Source organism: Streptomyces pratensis (assembly GCF_016804005.1).
GTDB classification, from domain to species: domain Bacteria; phylum Actinomycetota; class Actinomycetes; order Streptomycetales; family Streptomycetaceae; genus Streptomyces; species Streptomyces pratensis_A.
Window position 1 is genome coordinate 3,934,757 of sequence record NZ_CP051486.1, and the last position, 21,631, is coordinate 3,956,387.

Consider the following 21,631-nt stretch of genomic DNA (forward strand, 5'->3'; position numbering starts at 1 on the left):
TGCCGGTGACCTCACTCGGCAGGTGCTTCCTACGTTCCCGAGGACGGAACCTCCTTGAGACTCATACGATCCCGCGGCGTGGCCGCGGTGACAGCCAAGTGCCTGGTGGCAGGGCTGCTTTCGGTGCTGATGCTCAGCCCCGACGCGGCAGCCCTGCCCGACGGGTCCGAACCGCCTGTGGCGGCCCGTCCGCTGAACTTGCCGGTTCCCCAGGCCGCCGAGCCCTCCATGACGAAGGCCCCCGAGGTCACGTGGCCCACCGCGAAGACGGCCACCGTGGACCTGACCGCGAGCACGCCGGCCAAGGTCTCCGTCGTCTCCGTGACCGCCCACCGCGGCAGGGCAGCCAGGACGGCGCCCATCGCCCCGGGCGCCGACGAGGCCGCACCCACGTCCAAGGTCGACGTCCGGGTCCTCGACCGCCACCGCACCGAGGCCGTCGGCGGCCTCGGCCTCGCCCTCCAGGTGTCCCGACGGGACGAGGCGGCCGTTGCGGGAGCGGTCGACGTCACCATCGACTACTCCGGCTTCGCCCACGCCTACGGCGGCAACTTCGCCTCCCGCCTGCGCCTGGTGAAGCTGCCCGCCTGCGCCGCGACGACCCCGCGGGCCGCCCGCTGCCGCACGGCCGAGTACGTCGAGGCGACGAACGACACCGCGGCCGGGACGCTGCGTGCCACCGTCGAGGCGTCGCCGGACGTGGCGCAGATCTCCGGCATGGCAGCCGTCTCCCAGCCCTCCGTGTACGCGCTGACCTCCGGTTCGTCCTCGGACAAGGGCGACTACCGGGCCAGCACCCTTTCGCCCACCGGCAAATGGGACGTCTCCCTGGGCTCCGGCGCGTTCACCTACTCGGTTCCCATCGAGGTGCCCGACCCGCCCGTAGGCGAGGCACCCAGCCTGTCCCTCAACTACAACTCCCAGTCGGTGGACGGCCGTACGTCCACGTCCAACAACCAGTCGTCGTGGGTCGGCATGGGCTGGGACCTCAACGTCGGTTACATCGAACGGCGCTACAGGAACTGCACCCAGGACGGTCACCCCACCTTCGGTGACCTCTGCTGGGACTCGCCCAACTCCACCAAGGACCCCAACGGGGCCGTCTACGTCATCAACATCGGCGGTGTGACCTCCGAACTGATCCAGGACGACACCGGCACCGGCAGCTTCCACCTCCAGGACGACCCGGGCTGGCGCGTCCAGAAGCTCAACGGCGGCTACGGCTCCGACAACACCGACGAGTTCTGGGTCGTCACCCATCAGGACGGCACGCGTAACTACTTCGGCTGGGGCCGGGCCGAGCGCAAGAACTCCGACGGCGTCAACCCCAGGACCAACTCGGTCCTGACCGTGCCCGTCGTCGGTGACGACGAGGGCGAGCCCTGCCACGCCTCCTACCCCTCCCCGTGCCAGCAGGCCTGGCGCTGGAACCTGGACCGCGAGGTGACGCCCAACGAGGTGGAGAACTCCTACTTCTACGCCAAGGAGCGCAACTACTACCGCTCCGTCGCGGCCGCCGACAAGGCCCGCGGCTACGACAGCGCGTCGTACCTTGAGCGCGTCGAGTACGGCTGGTCCTCGCAGATCCCCGGCGCGCAGCTGCCCGCCATGGTGAAGTTCCAGCACGTCAACCGCTGCGTGGAGCGGATGGCGGAGAAAGACCCGCTGAACAAGGCCACCCCTGAATGCCCGACCGTCGACGCGAAGCCGGCGTCCTACCCCGACGTACCCGTCGACCTCATCTGCGACGGCCCCGACGACGGGGAGTCGTGTGCCGGCAAGACGTACTACCCCACGTTCTTCCAGCGCGGCATGCTGTGGGACATCAACACCTACGTCCGCGACAACGACAGCGCGGCGTGGGACGTGGTGACGCAGTACCAGATGAAGTACGCCCTGACGAACCCCGAAGGGGTCATCGACGGCACGCTGTGGCTGGACTACATCCAGCGGCGCGGCTACTCGGGCGACGACATCACACTGCCCACCATCAACTTCAACGGCGAGTACCTGGACAACCAGGTCGGCTCCTCGCTGCTCAATTTCCGCCGTATCAACAAGGTCTACACCGATCTCGGCTCCACCGTCGCGGTCACCTACGGCCACGCGACCGACGAGGACGGGACGATCGACCGGCAGTGCGACGCCGCGCGCCTGCCGACCCAGTCCGACAACACGTACGAGTGCTTCTGGCAGAAGTGGACCCCCGAGGGCGCCGAAGAAGCCAAGACGGGCTGGTTCAAGAAGTTCGTCGTCACCAAGGTCGTCGTGGATCCCGGTGACGGGAGCGAAGGCGCACCGGCGATGACCAGCACCTACGAGTACGACGGCGCGCCCGGTTGGCGCTTCACCGCCGACCCGCTCACCGCTGACGAGGACGAGACCTGGTCCGAGTGGCGCGGCTACGGCAAGGTCCTGGTCACCACCGGCGCCAACGCCAACAAGCACTCCACGTACCACTGGCTCTACCGGGGGCTCGACGGCGACCGCACGGACAAGTCCGACCCGGCCAAGACCCGGGCTGTGAAGGTCACCGACTCCGAGGACACCCAGTCCACCGACCACGCCTGGCTGGCCGGGAAGACGCTGGAGACGTCCCTGCGTGACAATGAGGGCTCCTCGCAGAGGCGCGAGTGGCACGAGTACTGGACCCACAACACCGCCCAGTACACCGGGCTGCCCGACGCCCGCCTGGTGCGGGAGTCGAAGACGCGCACCCTGGAGCGCGTGCACTCCTCGACCGACGCCCTGGCCACCTGGCGCGAGCACATCGTCGAGAACGAGTACGACGACAAGGAGGCCGCCAGCACCACCTTCGGCCTCCCCATGCGCGTGGACGACTGGGGCGAGACGAACGTCTCCGACAACACCTGCACCGAGTTCGGCCGCGCCTACAACACCGAGCAGCTCGACGGAACCGGCACCCGCCGCTGGATGGTGTACCCGGACGAGGAACGCCACTACAGCGTGTCCTGCACCACCCAGGCCGAGGACCAGGCCGCCGGTAACCCGGCGCTGCACCAGGACTCCGCCAAGACCACCTTCTACGACAACGCCACGTCGCTCGCCGAGAACGACACCGAGCTGACCGACGGCAACGCCACCGAGGCGCGCAGCTACACCGACGCGACGCACTACCGCTCCTCCACCGCCGTCTACGACCAGGCGGGCCGCGTCACCACCTCGTGGGACGGCAAGGGGAATGCCACCACGACCGGATACGCCCCCGCCACCTCCTGGCCGGTGGACGGCATCAAGGTCACCGGACCTGACCCGGACGGCATCGGCCCGCTCACGGCCCAGTCCGCGACGACGTACCTCTCGCGGTACTTCGGCGCACCGTGGAAGACGGTCGACGCCAACGGCAACACCACCCGCGTCACCCTCGACGCACTGGGCCGTACGATCAAGGTCTTCAAGCCGACCGAGGCCGCGAACTATCCGGACGGCACCCCGTCCATGCGCTTCTCCTACGACGTCCCCGTCGCCGCGTCGGCCACCGGCGTGCCGGGCGTCGCCACCGGAGCGCCCGCCAGGGTGACCAGCGAGACCCTGCAGTCCGGCACCACGTACCTGAAGACCGTCGCCTACGTCGACGGCCTCGGGCGCACCCGCGAGACCCAGCACCCGGCGCCCTCGGGCACCGGCCGCGTCGTCCAGGTCACCCGCTACGACTCGTCCGGGAACGTCGCCGGCACCTCGGGCGCCTTCTACAACGACAAGTCCGTCGACTCGGGCATGGTCAACCCGACGGTCGCGTCCCTGCCCGCCTACAACGACCTCCAGGTCGACTGGGCCGGACGCACCACACTGTCCCAGCTCATGGCAAAGAACGTGCCCCAGGCCCAGAACAGGACGGTCACCCGCTACGGTGGCGCCGACCTGACAACCGTCTTCCCGCCGACCGGGGCGCCCAAGGACACCTACAAGGACCTCGACGGGAACATCGTCAAGGTCGTCGAGCACAACGGCGCCACATCGCCCACGACGACGTACGAGTACACCCGCAAGGGCGACCTGAAGTACGTGCACGACGCGCGGGGCAACACGCTCAGCCACTACACGTACAACTGGGTCGGCGAGCGCACCGTCAGCGACGACAAGGACGGCGGCCGGACCACCACCACCTTCGACCTCAACGGCAACATCGAGACGGTCACGGACGCCGCCCAGAACGTCGTCTCCCACGGCTACGACAACCTCGGCCGTCAGACGTCACTCAAGTCAGCCACCGGCACGCTCAGTTCCTGGGCCTACGACACCGCCCCCGGCGGAAAGGGACTGCTCGCCTCCGCCACGTCGTACGCGAACGGGCAGGCCTACACCTCCCGCATCGACGGATACGACGCCCGCAGCCGGGCCTCGGCGAAGACGACCGTGGTTCCCGCCGACGGCAGCGGACTCCAGGGCAGTTACACGTTCACCTACCACTACGACGCCAACGACCAGACGACGTCGGTCGACTACCCCGCCGTCGCCGGTCTCCCGGCCGAGACGGTGAGCACGTCGTTCACCGCGGCGGGCGACGCCGACACCCTGTCCAGCCCGCTGGCGACCTACCTTTCCGGGGCGGGCTACGACGACCTGGGACGTCTCACCTCCCGGTCGTACGGCACTGTCGGCACAGGCGCCAGCGCGACCCGCGTCTTCGCCTACGACGACGCCAACGCCACCGGCTGGCTCAAGAGCGTCACCACCGACACGCGCACGGGCACAGTCACCAAGCGTGTCCAGGAGGACGTCTACGCCCGCGACAACGCCGGTGTCACCACCTCGCTGCGCGACAACACCACCGGCCAGCAGGAGTGCTTCGGCTACGACGACCTCTCCCGCCTCTCGGCGGCCTGGACGACGACCGCGACCGCCTGCGGCACCACACCCACGTCCGACTTCGCCGGACCCGACCCTTACCAGCAGCATTACGCCTACGACCAGCTGGGCAATCTCCAGTCTCTGACCGCGACCACCGCCACCGGGTCGACCACCCGGGACTACCGGTACCCCGGCTACAGCGCCGACGAGAAGACGTACACCCCCGACCAGATCCGGCCGCACGCCGTCACCGAGGTCAGCACGCCGACCGGCAAGGACACCTACGGCTACAACGAAACCGGTGACCTCACCAGCCGTACCGTGGGCGGCGTCTCCTCGGACCTGGTCTGGGACGCCGAGCACAGGTTGACCAAGGTCACACAGAAGAAGACCACCGGCGACGAGGTCTCGACCTACGTCTACGACGTCGAAGGAAAGATCCTTCTGCGTACCGGCAAGGACGAGAAGGTCCTCTACCTGGACGGCCAGGAGATCCACGCCGGCGCCGGCGGCCCCAAGGCCACCCGGTACTACGCCGTGGAGGGCACCGCGATCGCCATGCGCGTCGCCGACGGCACCGCGACCGGCCAGCTCATGTGGCTGATGTCGGAGACCCAGAACTCCACCCAGCTCGTCGTCGCCCAGGCCAACGGAGTGGTCGTCCGGCGCCGCTACCTGCCCTTCGGTGAACAGCGCGGCGCCACCTCGTTGCCCACCGGGACGGACCGGGGCTTCACGGGCAAGACCGAGGACGACTCCACCGGCCTGGTCATCATGGGGGCGCGGCTCTACGACCCCGCACTGGGCCGGTTCCTCTCACCGGACGCCCTGGCCGCCCCGTACCTGCCGCAGAGCCTCAACGGCTACAGCTACAGCGTCAACAACCCCATCGCCTACAGCGACCCCTCCGGGCTCTTCTTCGGGCTCTCCGGGCTCAAGAACTTCTGGCGCACCATCCTCAACGCCCGGCACAACGCCGCCGTCATGATGCGCGCGTGGGCCGTGGTCCATTACGACGTCGCCAACAACGGCGGAAAGGGCCGCGTCACCACGGGCCGCAAGAACAACGCCATCAAGTACGGCTCCTACAAGACCATCAACAAGAAGGACGACAAGGACAAGAACACCGGTTACGCCGACCTCATCTACTGGACCGACGACGCCGTGTACGTCTGGGAGATCAAGCAGAAGGAGAGTGCGAACCGCAAGTCCAAGAGCCGATCGGCCGAGGCCCAGGGTCCGCGACAGCTCGGCAACTACCTCAGGTACCTGAGGAAGCAGTTGCGCGCCGAGGGCGACAAGAGGCCCGTCCGGGCGGGCTTCGCGTTCGAGTACTCACAGAGGGGGCTCAGCCTGCTGAACAACGAGCTCATCACCGTGCGTTCCTCGACCAGGAAGAGCGCGGCCGGCATCGAGCTCTACACCGTGGAGAAGATGAGGAAGAAGGAGCCGAACCCGGAGCCCAATCCTGAGCCGGTGGCGGAGCCGGTCCCCGAGCGGGTACCCCAGCCGGCCGATCCCTACCAGCCCCTTCCGGGTGCGACCTCGGCACCGGGCACCTCGCCGGCCCTCCCCAATCCGCACAGCGGCAGCGACGTGGAATGGGACTTCGACTGGGGCAGCGCCTCGTCCCCCGACGCCACGACGATGGGGTCGGCGGGAGCGGGCCTGGCCCTGCTCGTGGCGCTGTTCCTGAGCCCGGTGTAGGAAGCGGCCCGGAGTAACCTTTCCCCATCGCGCGCGAGCGACTCGCGCGCGGCAACCGATGAAGGAGTACAGCATGACGGCGGAGCAGGGCATCCGGTTGAACTCGACCGTACGAGCCGAGATCAACCTGCCCTGCCCCGCCACAGGCGAGGCCTACCGCGACCTCGTCTCGAGTTGGTTCACCCGGGCGGTCCGTGCTCTCGCCGGACCGCTCGGCGACACCTTCCACGAGGACCTGGACCTCACGGAGCAGGCACTCGCGCACGGCGGAACAGGGCCGTGCGGAGCCCCCGGAACCCTGTGGGCCTCCCTCCGGTACGACACAGAGATCAGAGGCCGCTGGAAGGAGGTCGAGACGCACTGGTCCCCCGAGAACCACCACACCTTTCAGCGGGAGCTGGGCAACATGCCCGTCCAGGCGGGCATCCAGCTGGCTCTCCTGGACGGGGAGGGCCAGCCCGGGGAGCCCTGGCTGGAGGTCTTCGTCATCCGGGAGAACGAGACACCGGATGTCGTCTCGCTTGTCGCCGTTCGCACGGCGGAGGAGTTCGAGAACCACACCACGGCGCGCCCCGCCCAGACCCGCTGGGAGGAACTCCTGCGCGAGCAGCTCGCCGAGGCGGAGACGTCGCACATCATCCCCCTCTACGCGGCCATCTGCGACGACGCGGAGTACATCTCGGGCCGGACCGCGCTCGAAGACGGTCTCGGCCTGCTGCTGGAGGACACCCTTCCGGAGCTGGAATCCACGCTTCGCGGCTATTCGTGGTTGACGGTCTGTTCCCCGGGGGTCACGGCTGCCCTGGGCGGACCGCAGGCCCTGGCGGCGGCCGACGACACGTTCGCCGAGGTCACGCCCCTCCCCGGAGGAGGGGTGTGGCTGAAGGCGACGGAAGACATCCACAGCTACACCGACGCGCGCGTACGCGCCGTCTTCCGGGCGCTTGCCCCGGTCCTGCCGCCAGGGAAGCCGGTGCCCTCTCTTGCGGCAGAAGTGCGGCGACTGGTGTTCGAGGCCCCCGAGTAGTCGGTCCGAGACGCTTCTCCCGGCTCGGGACGAGTCCGTCGCCCAGGAACGCGCCGCGGCGCGCAAGGTGGCGAGTACGTGGACGGTCAGCGGCAGGGCGTCGGCCGAGAACAGTGCCTCGGCCACTTCTCGCACGGGATCCGCGGGCTGCTGGGGAAGCTCCTCCAACTGGTCGACGACAAGGAGGAGGTGGTCGTCGTCCCGGCGTGTGCGCAGGCGGCTCGTCGTCTTGGACAAGCCGTGTTGGTTCAGCCGGCCCCAACACCGACAGCCGGTCCGAGGAGCCCGGGGCGAACTCCACCGGCCCCGACTCGGTCCGTCGCCGGGACCGATGCCAGATGACGTTCAGCCTTCTCAAACCACGCCAGATACCAGCGTGTGAAGATCACCGGCGCACCGTTGCCGTCGAGGAGCGGCTTCAGATCCTCGTCGTCCACCCTGTTGTCGGACCAGATGCGCCCACGCTCCGGGCCGCTGATGATCAGCCACTCTCGGGCGGCACAACCCAGCGTTGAGATCACGACCGCGCCGACAGTGCGGTCCGCCGACCACATCACGGGTTCCCAGCGCTCTTCCCATGCCTCGACGGCGTCATCGAAGTTTTCGAGCTCCTCGAAGTCCTCCTCTTCCGGGTGTTCGGCCTCCCGGGGCAGGACTCGGCCGGTCGTAGCGAGTGGCGGGGCGGCCACAGAACTACGTCTTTGGTACCGGTCCATCCGGGCCTGCGGTCCGATTCGCCGAGCCCAGGCAAGGGCTAGCGTCACACCATGCGTATAGGACTACTTGGCACCGGCAACGTCGCCCGAGCACTGGCCCACAGCTGGAGAGCCGCAGGACACGACGTGCTCCTCGGTTCACGCCGGCCTGAAGATCGAACAGACCTCGGTCTCCCCGTGGCGGGCCTGAGCGAGACAGCCGCCCACGCAGAGGCGTTGGTCAACGCCACCCCGGGGGCCGTCTCTGTGGAACTGCTGCGCTCCATCGGGGCGCCGGCGCTGGCCGGCACCCTGCTCATCGATGTCGGGGTCGGCCTCTCCGACGACTTCGCCGAGCTCTCACATCCCAACAGCAGCCTGAGTGAACAGATCCAGGAGGCCTTCCCCCTGACCCCCGTCGTCAAGACGCTCTGCACCATGGACTCCACCGTGATGACCGCCCCGGGCGGTCTCGACGGCCCGAGTACCGTCTTCCTCTCCGGCGACGATGCCGAAGCCAAACGGACCACCGGCCGACTGCTCACCGACCTCGGCTGGCCTCCGTCGTCCCAGCTCGACATCGGCGGCATCACCACGGCACGTGGACAGGAGCACTTCGCCCTGCTCTTCATGGGGATCGCGGGCGGTCTGGGGGTCCACACGTTCAACATCAACGTGGTCACCCGCCCTGCCGCATAGGGCCTGCCGCCCGTACGATCTTGATTGATGGATCATGGTCGAGTGATACGTCACCATGAACTTTCCTACGCCGATTGGGACTTCGTACGGCCGTTGCTGCCCCGCACAGCGACGGGGCGGCCTCGGTGGCGCGATTCGGGGTGCTCTCGAAGGCCACAGACAGATCGGTGACTCCGGCAGTGTCCGACTGGGCCATTCCGTAGGAGGAACAGTCGCTGCTGAGTCTCAGCGCTGCTGCTACGCCCCCTCGACGGCAGTCGGCAGGTGGTGCCACGCGTGTCCGCAAGTGCCCTTGCAGTCCGTCTCCCTGCGCCGGGTGTCCGCGACGGCGAACACGGAGACGAGGACACGGAACGCCTTCACGTGCTCGTCGGCGGGGAGGTCGGCGAACCCGTAGCGGGGCGGGTCCATGCAGATCATCACCGAAGGGTTTGCTGTGGGCTTCACCCCGGACCGCGCCACGCCGGCACAGCCGTCCGCGGCCGTGATGTGTGCCTGCATCACGTAGCCGCCGACCTCCCGCAGTACCGCCTGCCGGCCCGCCGGAGAGAGGCCGGAGAACCAGGCTGTCCCATCGTCCAACGTGCGGAATCCCTGGGCTGTCTCATTGACGACCTCTCGGCCTCGCTCCGGAGGGCACGGCCGTCCTCACCACTCGTTCCGGTCATCTCTTGATCATTCCAGTCTGCCGGTTCAGGGCGAGGGCCTGAACGCTACTACCGCGGCCTCATCCACTCCCTAAGGAAGGCGACCGGCTCCGCCACGTCGAAGGCGACATGCCCGCCGTCGCGACGCGCCATCGCGCTGCGCCGTCGAGAAGAAGCGAAGGAGTCCGTCACAGCCGTCGCCGTCCGCCCCGGCATGGGCCGCTCCACCCTCTGCCGCGCCCTCGCCGCTCACGACGAAGCCGCCTCCACCGCGCAGACCCGACGCACCGACCAGCGCCGACGCTCCAAGACAGCCCCAGCCCGACACCTTCGTCGGCTACGGTGCGCCGAGTTCGAAGGCCTGTGTGCGAAGGAGCGAGTGATGAACACAGGGGAGGCCCTGCCTGGCACGGGTGGGATGAAGCGTCGGCTGGGTGTGTCCGACGCCGTGGTGATCGGCCTCGGCTCCATGATCGGAGCCGGGATCTTCGCGGCGCTCGGCCCAGCGGCCGGCGCCGCCGGTTCGGGGCTGCTGCTCGCCCTGGCCCTGGCCGCGGTCGTGGCCTACTGCAACGCGACGTCCTCGGCACGGCTGGCCGCCCTCCACCCGCAGTCCGGCGGCACCTACGTCTACGGCCGCGAACGCCTGGGCGACTTCTGGGGCTACCTGGCGGGCTGGGCATTCGTGGTCGGCAAGACCGCCTCCTGCGCTGCCATGGCGCTCACTGTCGGTGCCTACCTCTGGCCCGGGCAGACCCACGCGGTGGCCGTGGCCGCCGTGGTGGCGCTGACCGCCGTGAACTACGCCGGGGTGCAAAAGTCCGCCCTCCTGACCCGCGTCGTCGTCGCGGTCGTCCTGGCCGTGCTCGCCGCCGTGGTCGTCACCGCCCTGACCTCTGCCGGCGCGGACGCCGCCCGACTGGACATCGGCTCGGACGCCACCGCCGGCGGGGTACTGCAAGCGGCGGGTCTGCTGTTCTTCGCGTTCGCCGGCTATGCCCGCATCGCCACCCTGGGCGAGGAAGTCCACGACCCCGCCCGCACCATCCCACGCGCCATCCCGATCGCGCTCGGCATCACCCTCGCCGTCTACGCGGCTGTCGCCGTCGCAGTCCTGACCGTGCTGGGCACGGGCGGACTGGCCGGCGCCGGCGCCCCGCTGTCGGACGCCGCCCGGGCCGCCGGAGCCGACTGGCTGGTGCCCGTCGTCCGCGTGGGCGGCGCGGTCGCCGCGCTCGGCTCACTGCTCGCACTGATCCTCGGGGTCTCCCGCACCACCCTGGCCATGGCCCGCGACCGGCACCTGCCGCACGCCCTGTCCGCCATCCACCCGCGTTTCGGCGTACCCCACCGCGCCGAGCTGGCCGTCGGCACCGTCGTCGCCCTGCTCGCCGCGACCACCGATGTGCGCGGAGCGATCGGCTTCTCCTCCTTCGGCGTCCTGGCCTACTACGCCATCGCCAACGCCTGCGCCTGGAGCCTCGCCGAGGAAGAGGGCCGGCCAGGTCGCCTCGTCCCGGCCGTCGGCCTGGCCGGCTGCGCGGCCCTCGCCTTCGCCCTGCCCCTGAACACCGTCATCTCCGGCACCGCCGTTCTCATCCTGGGCGCCGCCATCTACGGCCTACGGCAAGTCAGGTACGACGGAGCCGACCACTGACACCTCGTGTGTCGCCCCCACCGACAATCTGGTGCCGTCCGACAACGCAAGAGACCGGCCGGATAGGCACCCCTGGTTCTCGCTGCGGAGGACGAGCACCCCACCGAACTCGTCGTGCAGGACAGCTCGGAGGTGCGCAGCAGCGGGTCCTGGTTGCCGGTGAGGTCGGGACGCTTACCGGGACCGCAGGGTTCAGGGGCACACCGGTCGTGTCGATCCGTCGACCAGAAGGCCGGCCCTTTCCTCGGCCGTCAGCGGCTGGTTGCCGATCACCTCGCAGAGCTTCCGTCGCCACTGCCCGGGATCGAGACGCAGAGGTCCCCCGGTGTTGTTCGAGTTCTGGTAGATCACGTTCTTGCCGTCCGGCGTCATGTCACGGAAGACGTACGAGCTGTCCCCCAGCTTGCTGCTGGAGGGCGCGCGGCCGAAGTCGTACGACTCGCGGTAGCTGCCGTCGCCGACCGCATAGACCCGTACCGAGCTGTTGGCAGCCACGGCGAAGCTGCCCTTCCGATCGATGAATCCCGCCACGTACGGCTTCATGGTGTCCTCGGCAACACTGCGCAGCGGGCCGATTTCCTTGCGCAGCGGATCACGCCGCCACAGTTCCACGATGCCGCCGCTGCGCATCACGGCGAAGTAGCGTCCGCTCGGGTCGAACTGGGTGGCGACCGCGTCGGTGGGCACCTTGACGGTCGTCTCGGTGCGCCCCGTGCCGAGGTCGACGACATGGACTCTGGGGTCGCCCCACAGGAGCACGGCCACCTGGTCGTCTCCCGGATACTTGGCGACATGCACGTTCAGTGCCTTGTCCGTCCTGTGGCCGAGGGAGAGCAGGGGCTTGAGGTCGTAGTGGGCGAGTTGTCTGCCCGTACCGGCGTCCCACTGCTGGATGCGCGTACCAGAGACGGTGACTAGGCGTCCGTCGCGGTCGAAGAAGCACTGGAAGTCGTCGGGGGCCGGGGGCGGGGGGAACGTGATCCGGGCCGCCTGCCGCAGTGTGGACACCCGCCGGACGACGATGGTGTTCTCCGAGACGCGGTCGGCCAGGAGCGTCCGGTCCGAGTTGAGCACGAGCTGGTACCCGTTCTCGGGATACCAGTGCGGTCGCGGGCGGGTCACCTCGGCGAGCGGCGGTTCCACCCCCGCAGCGGTCACGGAGTGGACCTTGATGCCCGCTCCGTCGTCCACCAGGCTGATGATTCTGCGACCGTCCGCGCTCAGCTTCTGTTCACTCACATCGAGAACGTTGGATTCGGTGGGCAGTTCGACGTAGTTGATCAATGAGGCGGTGTGTCCCGCGACATACAGTTTGCCGCCGCGCGACACCAGGTCCAGGGCAGTCGAAGTGACGCCGCCGAGCTGGCCTGCCTCGCTGATCTCCTTGCCCTGGGAGACATCCACCAGTGCCACGGCATCGTCGCCGGCGGTTACGGCGACGTACCGGCCGGCCGTGTCGACTGCCTGGAACCGGCAGCCGCTGAAGTATCCGCCCTTGTAACCACGCCCGAGCTGGGCGCCGTCCGAAATCCGCCGCAGGGTGAACGCCGTCACCTTCTGGTCCTGGCAGACGACGACGGCCGAACGGTCGCCCGAGACCAGAAGCTCGTGCGCGTCACTCACGACGGTCCGGCTCTTCCCGGTGGCCATGTCGACCGAGGTCAGACCGTACCTGGTCCTGTAGTCGTCGTCGTCCTCGGAGGTCTGCACCAGCAGGCTCCTGCCGTCGGAGCCGGCCCACAGTCGGCCGTCCGCACCCGCCGGTGCGGGAACCCGGCCACCGACGGTGCCCCTGTCCAGGTCCCACCAGACCAGAGAGCCCTCCGCCTGGGCGGCGACGATCCGTCCGTCCGGGGACATCGAGAAGCCGTTCCTGCTTTCGTACGGGTAGAGGACCAGGTCATCGGCCCCCGGGAGTTCGTGCACCTCGCCGATGAGCCGGTCGGCGTCCGGACGCACCTCGAACCAGCCGGCCGACCCGTCGTCGCAGATGAACGCGGCTCGGCTGCCATCGGCCGACACCATGACCCTGTTCACCTGCTTGCGGGCGAACTGTTCACTGCGCACGCCGCCGGTGAAGGAGTTCGTGAACACCATCGCGCGCCCGAGCTTCGACCTGGCGAAGACGACGTCGCCGGCCCGGCTGGTCTGGAACTGCTCGACCGTCCCCAGCAGCCCGGAGAACATCCGGGTGGAACCCGAGTAGCTCAGATACTGCCGGAGCAGCTGGCTGCGTGCCTCCTGTGTCGGCGCGGTCTCGTACGCCGCCAGCGCCAGCTTGACCGACAGCACCGGGTCGAACTCGGCCTGGTCCTGGGAGTACTGGGTCAGGGACCGGGACGCTGCCAGCGCCTGGCGTTCCTCGCTCTGCCGGCTCGTATACGTGAACAGCCCGCCGAACAGCACCGCGAGCACGACGAGGATGCCGAAGCCCGACCTGAGCGCCCGGCGCCGGTGGGTGCGTGTGCGGTGATGTGTGCGGCCCAGGTCGAGGAACTCGCGCTCGACTCCGGTGATCTCGGCGCCGCGCTCGTCAAGCCACGGCTCCGCGCTTGCCAGGGCGGCGGCGGCAGGGAGCAGTTCGGACGGTCGTCCGCCGTCGTCCCAGCGACGCCTGTCGTGCCGCAGGGACTCCCGCCAGACCAGGAACGAACGGTCTTGCGCGGCCCATTCCGCCAGCTTGTCCCAGCTGGAGATGAGGGCCTCGTGAGCCAGCTCGACGGTCTCGGTCCCTTCGGCGTCCCGGCCGGTGACCAGGAGACGGGACGGGACGAGCCGCTGCGCGACGTGCCATTCGCCGTCGTTCAGTTCGGTGCGCGGGACGACGCGCCGGGTGACGCCCGCAGACTCCAGAGGTACTCGGATCAGCTTGGTGAACAACCGCCGCGCCGCCGCCTCGTCCGGCGGGGGGACGTGGGTGGCCCAGACCTTGACGAGGTGGTCGTGCAGCGCACCGGCGACGCCGCCGATCCGCTCGTACGCCTCGTGTGTGAGCCATCCGTACGTGTGCTGCTGTTCCCGCCAGAGCTGGTCGAGTGCGAACCCGAGGAGGGGCAGCGCTCCCGGCTCCGCGCCGGTGTCGTCGAGGATGCGGTCGACCAGGTGGGGCTCGTAGCGCACGCCGGGCACGGCGGCCACCGGCAGCGTGACGATCTCGCGGAGCTGCTCGGTCTGTATCGGGCCGAGGGCGTAGGCCCGCTGTCCCTCGAAGGCGTGTCCCAGGCCGGGGTGGGCGAGCACCGCGCCGAGGAAGTCGGCCCGCAGGGTGGTCAGTACGCAGACCGTGTCCGGCAGTGCCTCGTCGAAGAGCACGCCGGCCAGTTCGTCGACGTCCGCCGTGCCACGTGCGAGGAGTTCCTCGAACTGGTCGATCAGGATCAGCAGCCGACGGCTCCCTTGCCGCTTCAGCAGCCGCGGGACGATGTCGGCCAGGCCGCCCTCTCTGACCAGTACCCGGGTGAGCGTGGGGGCACGGTCGAGCCGGTCGGTCTCGGACAGGCCGGGCTCCAGCAGGGACAGCAGTTCCAGGACCAGGCCCGCCGTCGAGGAGCTCCCCGCCGACGGCCGCAGCACGATCACCGAGGTCGCCTCCAGCCGAAGCCTCGGTACGACACCGGCCCGGGCCAGCGATGACTTGCCCGACCCGGACGGTCCCACGACGGCGGTCCAGCGTGCGGCGCCGACCATGCCGGCGACCGCCTCGGACTCGGCCGTACGACCGTGGAAGACGGCTGCGTCCTCCTCCCCGAACGCCAGGAGCCGTCGAAACGGCGACGGGGGCAGCACCATGGGCCTCAGTACGGGCCAGGCGTCCAGCAGGCCGGCCGTCGGGATCAGGTAGCTGGCCGGGGGCTCGCCCGCTTCGGCCAGCGCCATCATGCCGACGACGCCCTTGAGTTCCTCGTCCCAGACCGGGCTGCCGCTGAAACCCCGGGACACCCGGTAGCCGCGCTCCGCCAGGTCGGCCTGCACCCAGCCGTTCCCCTGCCGCGCCCGGAGCAGTGCGGAATGCCACACGCCTCCGGGGCGCCCGTCGGGGAAGCCGAACACCCGGGCAGGGTGCCTCCACAGGTCCGGTTCGTTCACCAGACGGATCGGCCGGCCTCCCTGCACCGCGGCACTCAGGCGCAGCACTGCCACGTCGCCGTCACCCGACGGCCGGGGTGGCAGCCACAGTTGGACGATCGCCGTGCCGTGCGGCGGGTCTCCGCCGGGCGTCCGCAGCAGGGGGAGCGTGACGTCGATCCGTGCCTGGGCGCCCGGTTCGACGTCCGGGTCCGTACCGAGCGCCGCGTTGACGACGTGCGCGCAGGTCAGGGCCAGCTCGTCGGTCACCAGGAATCCCAGCCCCACCGGCATCCCTCGGTCGTCCCGGATCTGGAGCACGGCGGCTTCCAGGGCATGGGTGCCGGTGGAGGGCTCGGGCGCCGTCCCGCCGGGTTCGGCCGTCGTCACGGGGCGCCCTCCACGGTCCGGGCGCCGGCGGGAGCGGTAACGAGGCCGTGCCGGACGGGCGAGACCTTGGGATCGGCGGCCTGCGCACAGGTGCCGGCGAGCACCGTGCCGGCCTCGGCCGACTGTGCCGGGCCGAACCCGATGGCGACCCCGCCAGGCTTGCCTGACACGCCTCGGAAGCCGTCGACTAAGTACTGGGCGACCGGCCCGACCGCGGCCGCCGTCTGCCCGGGCGAGCGCATGGCCCGCGCGACCACTTCGCCCGGCCGGGCGACCGGGACCGAACCGTCCCGGTCCGCCTCGGCCGGGACCTTCGCCGTCTCCGTCTGTCGGCCCGCCTCTCTGACCGACAAATCCACGAGATAGGTCATGCTTCCCCCTTCGGACGCGCAGCGGACCTTGACGGTCCTGCTGCCCAGCACGACTGCCTTGCCCTCAACTCACACATTTGAAGCATGAGTTGATGTCGCGAGGTGTGGTAGTTCCGTGGAGGGTGCCGCGACGTATTGCACCTGTTGCCCTCTCCGCCCAGCGCCACCCTGGACATCGGAGAGGGCAGTGGCCGCGCTCGCCGGCAAGCGGCACGCGGTCGTCGCCGCTGAACCCACCGCGGAACCACGTGCTCTGGGTCAGCAGATCCATGACGAACGGGGCATCGAATGGATCGACGACCCGTTGCCCGAGGCGAGAGGGCCTCTCAGTCGCGGCCAACGGTGCGATTTGGTCCTTCTGACAGCCGTGCGGATGCACCTGGACGAACGGCAGCGGCCATTGACGATGAAGAGCATCGGCGACCTACTCGTTCGCGAAGGACGGGTAGTCCTCTCCTTACGGCACGCCCCCGTCCGGGCCGGGCAGCGGATGTTGCGCGGCGATGGAGTGTACTCTTCACGCGCGAATGGCGCCCACCTGCGCAGACGTGGCATCGGGTGCACGATTCCTGAGCCGGCCGATCAGGTCCGCAACCGCAGGCGCTGCGGACCACGTGGCGGTGGCCGTCCGCCCTTCCTCGACCGCGAGGACTACAAGGCCCGGCACGCGGTCGAGTGCGGGATAGCCGTCTCGAGCAACACCGGGCCCGTGGCGCCCCTGTTCGACAATATTGCGGCTCGGTTCGAGGCGACGGTTCAGGTCGCGGCGATTCATCAGTGGCTGTGAACCCTCAGCCTGCCGTCATGCGGATGCCACAGCAGGAATGGACGGCCCTGCGGTCATTTCGGAGGAAGGGCGCATTTTCTGACATTGGCGCGGAGTGGTGTGCATGAGGTTGCACCTTCCGTAGCGGCATGTGGTCCGGTGGTCCTACGCCCCGATGCCTTGAGGAAAGGGCCCCTGCTCATGCATTCGTCTTTCATGCCACCCCGTCAGGTCAAGATCGGAGATGCGGCGGCCTTCGTCGGCAGCACGCCACGGGCGATTCGCCATTACCACGAGATCGGCCTGCTCCCCGAGCCTGAGCGGGGCGGCGATGACCGCCGCCGCTACGGGTACGTGGACATGATCCGCCTGCTGTGGATCCGCAAGATGGCCGAAGCCGGGATCGCCCTGGACGACATCCGTGACGCCTTTACCACCGGCACTGCTTCCGCCGGTGCGGACGACGGAGAAGGTATCGCGGGCATCCTGGAGCGGTTGGAGGAAACCCTCGCCGAGCAGGAGGCGGAATTGCGGCGGCAGCGGACCGCCGTGCAGCGGATGCGCACCGAAGGCAGCCGGACGGGCCTGCTCTCCGGCTTCGTCGCCGAACGCCTCAAGACCCTGCCCGAGGGCTCCCTGCGTCAGGCAGACCTGGACAGTCTGCTGGTCACTGAGCGGATCTTCGGCCCGCTCGGCGCGGCCGTCCAGGCCACCCGCTTCGTCGCCCTGGCCACGCATCCAACTCTGCGGGAGGATTCCGACCGCATCGATGAAGCCGAGGAGGCACTCGATGACAGTGTTTCCGTCGATGATCCGCGGGTGGCTCAAGTGGCCGTCGAGCGGGACGCCTTCGAACGCGCCCTGCAAGCCGTCATCGAGGAGTCCGGCCTGGGCAAGGACGACGATGCCCTCTTCGACGCCTGGGACACTTTGCACCCCCCTACCGCCGATGACGGCGAGGGCGAGGCCGACCTCGGCTCCGGCAGGCGGGAGGCTGACTCCATGAGCGTGTTCGAAGCCACCGGCAAGATGCCCTACGACTTCTCCCCAGCCCGCCTGCGCTGCATGGAACTGGCGGAGGAACTGTCCGCCCAAGACTCACCCGCTACCTAGAACACGGCCCAGTGCTGCAACGGTGTTCTGTTGTGACGGATGGTTGGCCACTGGTCGGATATGTCCGCGTTCTCTGTAGTGGCTGCTGCGGGCTTGACGCTGTCGTCTTCGGCGCCAGGTTGACCCTGAGGGTTTTCGTATGCCTTGTCCGCGTGGAGGCTCTGGTGCTTGTAGTAGCTTCCGCGGCCGGGGGTCGTGTGTCGTTCGGTGACCTGTGGTCACGGGCTTCAGCGCGAGGCTGTCGTGGGTGTTGGCCGCGGAGAGGCCTACGAGTAGGGGCGGCCCGTTCGCGTCTGACAGGGCGTGCCGCGCGTTTCACCCTGCCGGGACAGGTCCGAGCCGTGGTCGCGGTGGCCCCTCCGGGCCGCTGACCGTGACCGGCTACGGCGCGAATCCCCTGGTGACGGTGATCATGAGGGTCGACTTCTCAGGCAAGGTGGCGTGGCAGCGGACCTGCCCCGGGGCCGGCAGGCCGCGATCCCGTTTGTCCACGGAGGGCATGCTGTGGGGTCGCCTACGCGGATGGCGGCGGCCAGCTGCACGAAGGTCGCACGCGATCGAGAAGTGGCTGTTGGCCCACCCTCGATTCCACGTGCACTTCACACCCACCAGCTCGTCCTGGCCGGACTTGACGGAACGGTGGCTCGCCGAGCTCACACACAGAAGAAGCTCAGCGCGGCGTCCACCGTTCCGTCCAAGCCCTCGAACGCGACATCGGGACCTGGGCAGCGGACTGGAACGACCACCCAAGGCCCTTCATGTGGACCAAGACCGCCGATGAGCTCCTCGACGAAGTAGTTACCAACTGCCGGTGAATCTCCGACTCAGGTCACCAGTGGCCCCCGTGTGCGTGCGGTGTACGAACCTTGTTCGCCTTCTCGCCCATCTCGACGACCACCGAACTGCCCCATCATCCCCAGGTCCTCGTGGTACAGCAGATGGCAGTGGTACATGTACGGGGTATCCGGGTCCGCCGGCCCGTCGAAGCGCATCGCCAGCTTCACCGACGTGTTCCCCGGGACGAAGACCGTGTCCTTCGCTCCACGCAGCTCAACCGGCGGCACCCGGCCGTCCACCTCCAGCACCCGGAACTGCACATCGTGGATGTGGAAGTTGTGCGGTGTGCTGTGTTCGTTGCGCACCGTCCAGGTCTCCACGGTGCCGCGGGTGATCGTCTCGTCGATCCGGCTCATCTGCATCTTCTTGCCGTTGATGCCGGAGGTGCGCAGCCCGAAGAACCTTCCGCGTACCGATTCCGACCCGTCCGGAACCTCCAGCTCGCCCAGCTCGGCGGGCAGTTCGGGAGAGGTCCGCAGTTTCTTCCTCGCCCGCAGCTCCAGTACGTCGAATGGGTCGTCGCCGCCCGCGAATCGCTTCGACCAGAAGTCCCCGTAGGAGTCGTTCGGAAAGCTGCGCAGAGTGGTCCTCTCGCCCGGCTTCATCCGCACCACGATCTCGGCCCGCTCACCCGGCGACATCCGGATCCGGTCCATCCGGGTCGTCCTCTCCAGCAGCCCGCCGTCCGTTCCGATGAGCGCGAACTCCCGGTCGTCGGAGAGTCCGAAGTCGTATATGCGCGCGGTCGAGGCATTGAGCAACCGCAGTCGTACGAGCTCGTCGCCGACCTCCTTGTACGGGCCCAGGGTGCCGTTGACCATCGTCCGGTTCCCGAGGAACCCGGTGTCCGACAGCATTTTGTGTCCATGGTCGAACTTCGCCCCGTCGAACTTCACGTCCTGGACGATGACCGGCAGATCGTCGACTCCGTACTTCTCGGGCAGCGCGAGACGGTCGGACTTCTCGTCGTGAAGGAGGAACATCCCGGCCAGCCCCCGCTGCACATGCTTCTCCGTCCCGCCGTGCGGATGCGGGTGGTACCAGAGGGTCGCGGCAGGCTGATCCACGGTCCAGCGCGGGGTCCAGGCCGCGCCGGGGTCGATCATCTGGTGCGGACCACCGTCCATCTTCGCGGGCAGGTGCATCCCGTGCCAGTGCACGGTGGATTCCTCCCCCAGCGCGTTCTTGATCTTCACCTGGACCTTCTCGCCGCGCTTGGCACGCAGCGTCGGCCCTAGGTAATCCCCGTTGAAGCCCCAGGTCGACGCTGCTGGGGCACGCGGTGTTCGCCGCCCCCGACGACACGGCCGCCAAGCAGGCCCTGGCCTCGGTGTACGAGAAGCTCGGGCATGGCGCGGAGAACGCCACCTGGCGCAACTTCTACCTGATGGGCGCCCAGGAACTACGCGGCACGGTCGCACACACCGCACTGGAGACGACCAACCCCGAAATGGCGATGGCACTCACCGTCGACATGCTCATCGACTCCCTCGCCATCCGCGTCGACGGCCCCCGGGCGTGGGACGAGAAGCTCACCATGACCTGGAACGTCACCGACGAGCAGCACACCTGGCACCTGCTGCTGTCCAACGGCGCCCTCACCTACCGAAGCACCGACACCTCTTCCGGGACGAACGGGCGGGGCCAGGCCGCCGACCTGACCCTCACCCTGACCAAGTCGGAACTCCTCGGCGTCCTGACCGGCGGAGGACTTGACGACGTGCACGTCCAGGGAGATCCGCAGGTCTTCGCAACGCTGACCGGCCTGCTCGACGCACCCGACCCCGACTTCGCCATCGTCACACCGTGACCACCCGCACCTCGCACGCCACAACCGGTTCCCGATGTGGAAAGTCTGCCGAATCACTACCGGGCAGAGATCACCGACCCTCAGAGCCGCCGGAAAGGCAGGTGATTCGGCGCGGTAAGCTGGCATTCCATGGCAACAAGCTCCGCCCTATGGTCCTTCGCCCTAGTTGTAGGGCTTCTCACTCTGACTCCCGGACTCGACACGGCGCTGGTCCTGCGCACGTCAGCCCTCGGCCGGCGCAGAAGCGCCTGGGGTGTCGTCCTCGGAATCCAGACGGGCACCCTTGTGTGGGGTGTGTTCACCTCTCTCGGAGTGACCGCGCTTCTCACGGCCTCCCACCTCGCCTACACCGCATTGCGCTGGATCGGCGCCGCTTACCTGATCTGGATGGGGGCCCGCATGCTCCGGGACACCTTCCGGGGGCTGCCCAAGGCGGATGCGGACGATTCGCTTCTGGCCGCCGGCGCCGACTCGGTCAGCGGCGGCTGGCGGCAGGGGACGCTCACCAACCTGCTCAACCCGAAGATGGGCGCCTTCTACGTCGCCGTCCTCCCTCAATTCATCCCCCCGGGCAACGGCCACTTCACCATGGGCCTCATGCTCACCACCGTGCACATCTTGATCGGTCTGCTCTGGTCTGCCGTCCTCATCGGCTTCGCGCGCGTCCTCCAGGGGTGGCTCCGCAAGCCCCAGGCCCGGCGGCTCCTCGACCGCGTCACCGGCACCGTCATCGGCATCTTCGGAATCAGGCTGGCGCTCAGCAGCTGACGATCAGACGTCGAGGTCCGGCGACCCGCACAGCGGACCTGGATCGAGAGTCGCGCCCTGCGCGACTGCTGGCAGCAGGAACCACCAGCAGAGGAGCCCTCCGGCCTCGTCAGGGATCAGGGCACTGTCGCTCCGGACACACTGCTGGTGGCAGCAGTGCCGTCCCCGGTGTGGCCACGGGGTGGTCCGGGGTGAAACGTGGTGAGCGCGGTGGGCTGCTGATGTGAGGCCCCGCCTCTGTCGGGCCCGTGCGCCTCGGGCAAGGCC

Annotated in this window: 12 protein-coding genes and 1 pseudogene; 8 read left to right on the forward strand and 5 right to left on the reverse strand. The window is 68.8% G+C overall.

Annotation, left to right across the window (positions count from 1 at the left end; all coding sequences use genetic code 11):
• Window positions 1-78 precede the first annotated feature (78 nt).
• Together HED23_RS16045 and HED23_RS16050 are read left to right on the forward strand one after the other, a co-directional pair.
• A complete protein-coding gene (locus HED23_RS16045; protein WP_203184078.1) occupies window positions 79-6,519 on the forward strand; it encodes an RHS repeat-associated core domain-containing protein in 6,441 nt (2,146 codons plus the stop codon).
• 73 nt (window positions 6,520-6,592) lie between these two features.
• Window positions 6,593-7,546 carry a hypothetical protein gene (locus HED23_RS16050; protein ID WP_203184079.1) on the forward strand — a complete coding sequence of 318 codons (954 nt, stop codon included), beginning with the start codon at window positions 6,593-6,595 and terminating at the stop codon, window positions 7,544-7,546.
• Between the two features lie 248 nt (window positions 7,547-7,794).
• On the opposite strand, the gene HED23_RS16055 is transcribed toward HED23_RS16050, so the two are convergent.
• Complete coding sequence (locus HED23_RS16055) at window positions 7,795-8,235, reverse strand: hypothetical protein (protein ID WP_203184080.1); 441 nt, start codon at window positions 8,233-8,235, stop codon at window positions 7,795-7,797.
• A 78-nt stretch (window positions 8,236-8,313) separates the two neighbouring features.
• Here HED23_RS16055 and HED23_RS16060 point away from each other — a divergent pair, with 78 nt between their 5' ends.
• On the forward strand, window positions 8,314-8,940 hold the full coding sequence (locus HED23_RS16060) for an NADPH-dependent F420 reductase (RefSeq protein ID WP_203184081.1): 627 nt from the start codon (window positions 8,314-8,316) through the stop codon (window positions 8,938-8,940).
• Window positions 8,941-9,177: 237 nt separating this feature from the next.
• Here HED23_RS16060 and HED23_RS16065 read toward each other — a convergent pair.
• Window positions 9,178-9,543 (reverse strand): annotated as a pseudogene (locus tag HED23_RS16065) (DUF5958 family protein); the annotation flags it as partial.
• 426 nt (window positions 9,544-9,969) lie between these two features.
• On the opposite strand from HED23_RS16065, the gene HED23_RS16070 reads away from it, so the two are divergent.
• Window positions 9,970-11,244 carry an APC family permease gene (locus HED23_RS16070; protein ID WP_203184083.1) on the forward strand — a complete coding sequence of 425 codons (1,275 nt, stop codon included), beginning with the start codon at window positions 9,970-9,972 and terminating at the stop codon, window positions 11,242-11,244.
• Window positions 11,245-11,436: 192 nt separating this feature from the next.
• Here HED23_RS16070 and HED23_RS16075 read toward each other — a convergent pair whose 3' ends face one another.
• The gene (locus HED23_RS16075; RefSeq protein WP_203184084.1) at window positions 11,437-15,699 is read right to left on the reverse strand and encodes a trypsin-like peptidase domain-containing protein; all 4,263 of its coding nucleotides are present in this window, start codon (window positions 15,697-15,699) and stop codon (window positions 11,437-11,439) included.
• Window positions 15,696-16,070 (reverse strand): hypothetical protein, encoded by a 375-nt coding sequence (locus tag HED23_RS16080; protein WP_203184085.1) that lies wholly within the window; start codon window positions 16,068-16,070, stop codon window positions 15,696-15,698. The genes HED23_RS16075 and HED23_RS16080 overlap by 4 nt, the downstream gene beginning before the upstream one ends.
• A 187-nt stretch (window positions 16,071-16,257) precedes the next feature.
• On the opposite strand from HED23_RS16080, the gene HED23_RS16085 reads away from it, so the two are divergent.
• Both HED23_RS16085 and HED23_RS16090 read left to right on the forward strand, forming a co-directional pair.
• On the forward strand, window positions 16,258-16,857 hold the full coding sequence (locus HED23_RS16085) for a transposase (protein ID WP_203184086.1): 600 nt from the start codon (window positions 16,258-16,260) through the stop codon (window positions 16,855-16,857).
• 180 nt (window positions 16,858-17,037) lie between these two features.
• On the forward strand, window positions 17,038-17,949 hold the full coding sequence (locus HED23_RS16090; RefSeq protein WP_203187511.1) for a MerR family transcriptional regulator: 912 nt from the start codon (window positions 17,038-17,040) through the stop codon (window positions 17,947-17,949).
• An 824-nt stretch (window positions 17,950-18,773) separates the two neighbouring features.
• On the opposite strand, the gene HED23_RS16095 is transcribed toward HED23_RS16090, so the two are convergent.
• Complete coding sequence (locus HED23_RS16095) at window positions 18,774-20,012, reverse strand: multicopper oxidase family protein (protein ID WP_238442278.1); 1,239 nt, start codon at window positions 20,010-20,012, stop codon at window positions 18,774-18,776.
• A gap of 56 nt (window positions 20,013-20,068) precedes the next feature.
• On the opposite strand from HED23_RS16095, the gene HED23_RS16100 reads away from it, so the two are divergent.
• Both HED23_RS16100 and HED23_RS16105 read left to right on the forward strand, forming a co-directional pair.
• Window positions 20,069-20,596 carry an alkyl sulfatase C-terminal domain-containing protein gene (locus tag HED23_RS16100; RefSeq protein ID WP_238441985.1) on the forward strand — a complete coding sequence of 176 codons (528 nt, stop codon included), beginning with the start codon at window positions 20,069-20,071 and terminating at the stop codon, window positions 20,594-20,596.
• Window positions 20,597-20,725: 129 nt separating this feature from the next.
• Complete coding sequence (locus HED23_RS16105) at window positions 20,726-21,364, forward strand: LysE family translocator (protein ID WP_203184088.1); 639 nt, start codon at window positions 20,726-20,728, stop codon at window positions 21,362-21,364.
• Window positions 21,365-21,631: the final 267 nt, after the last annotated feature.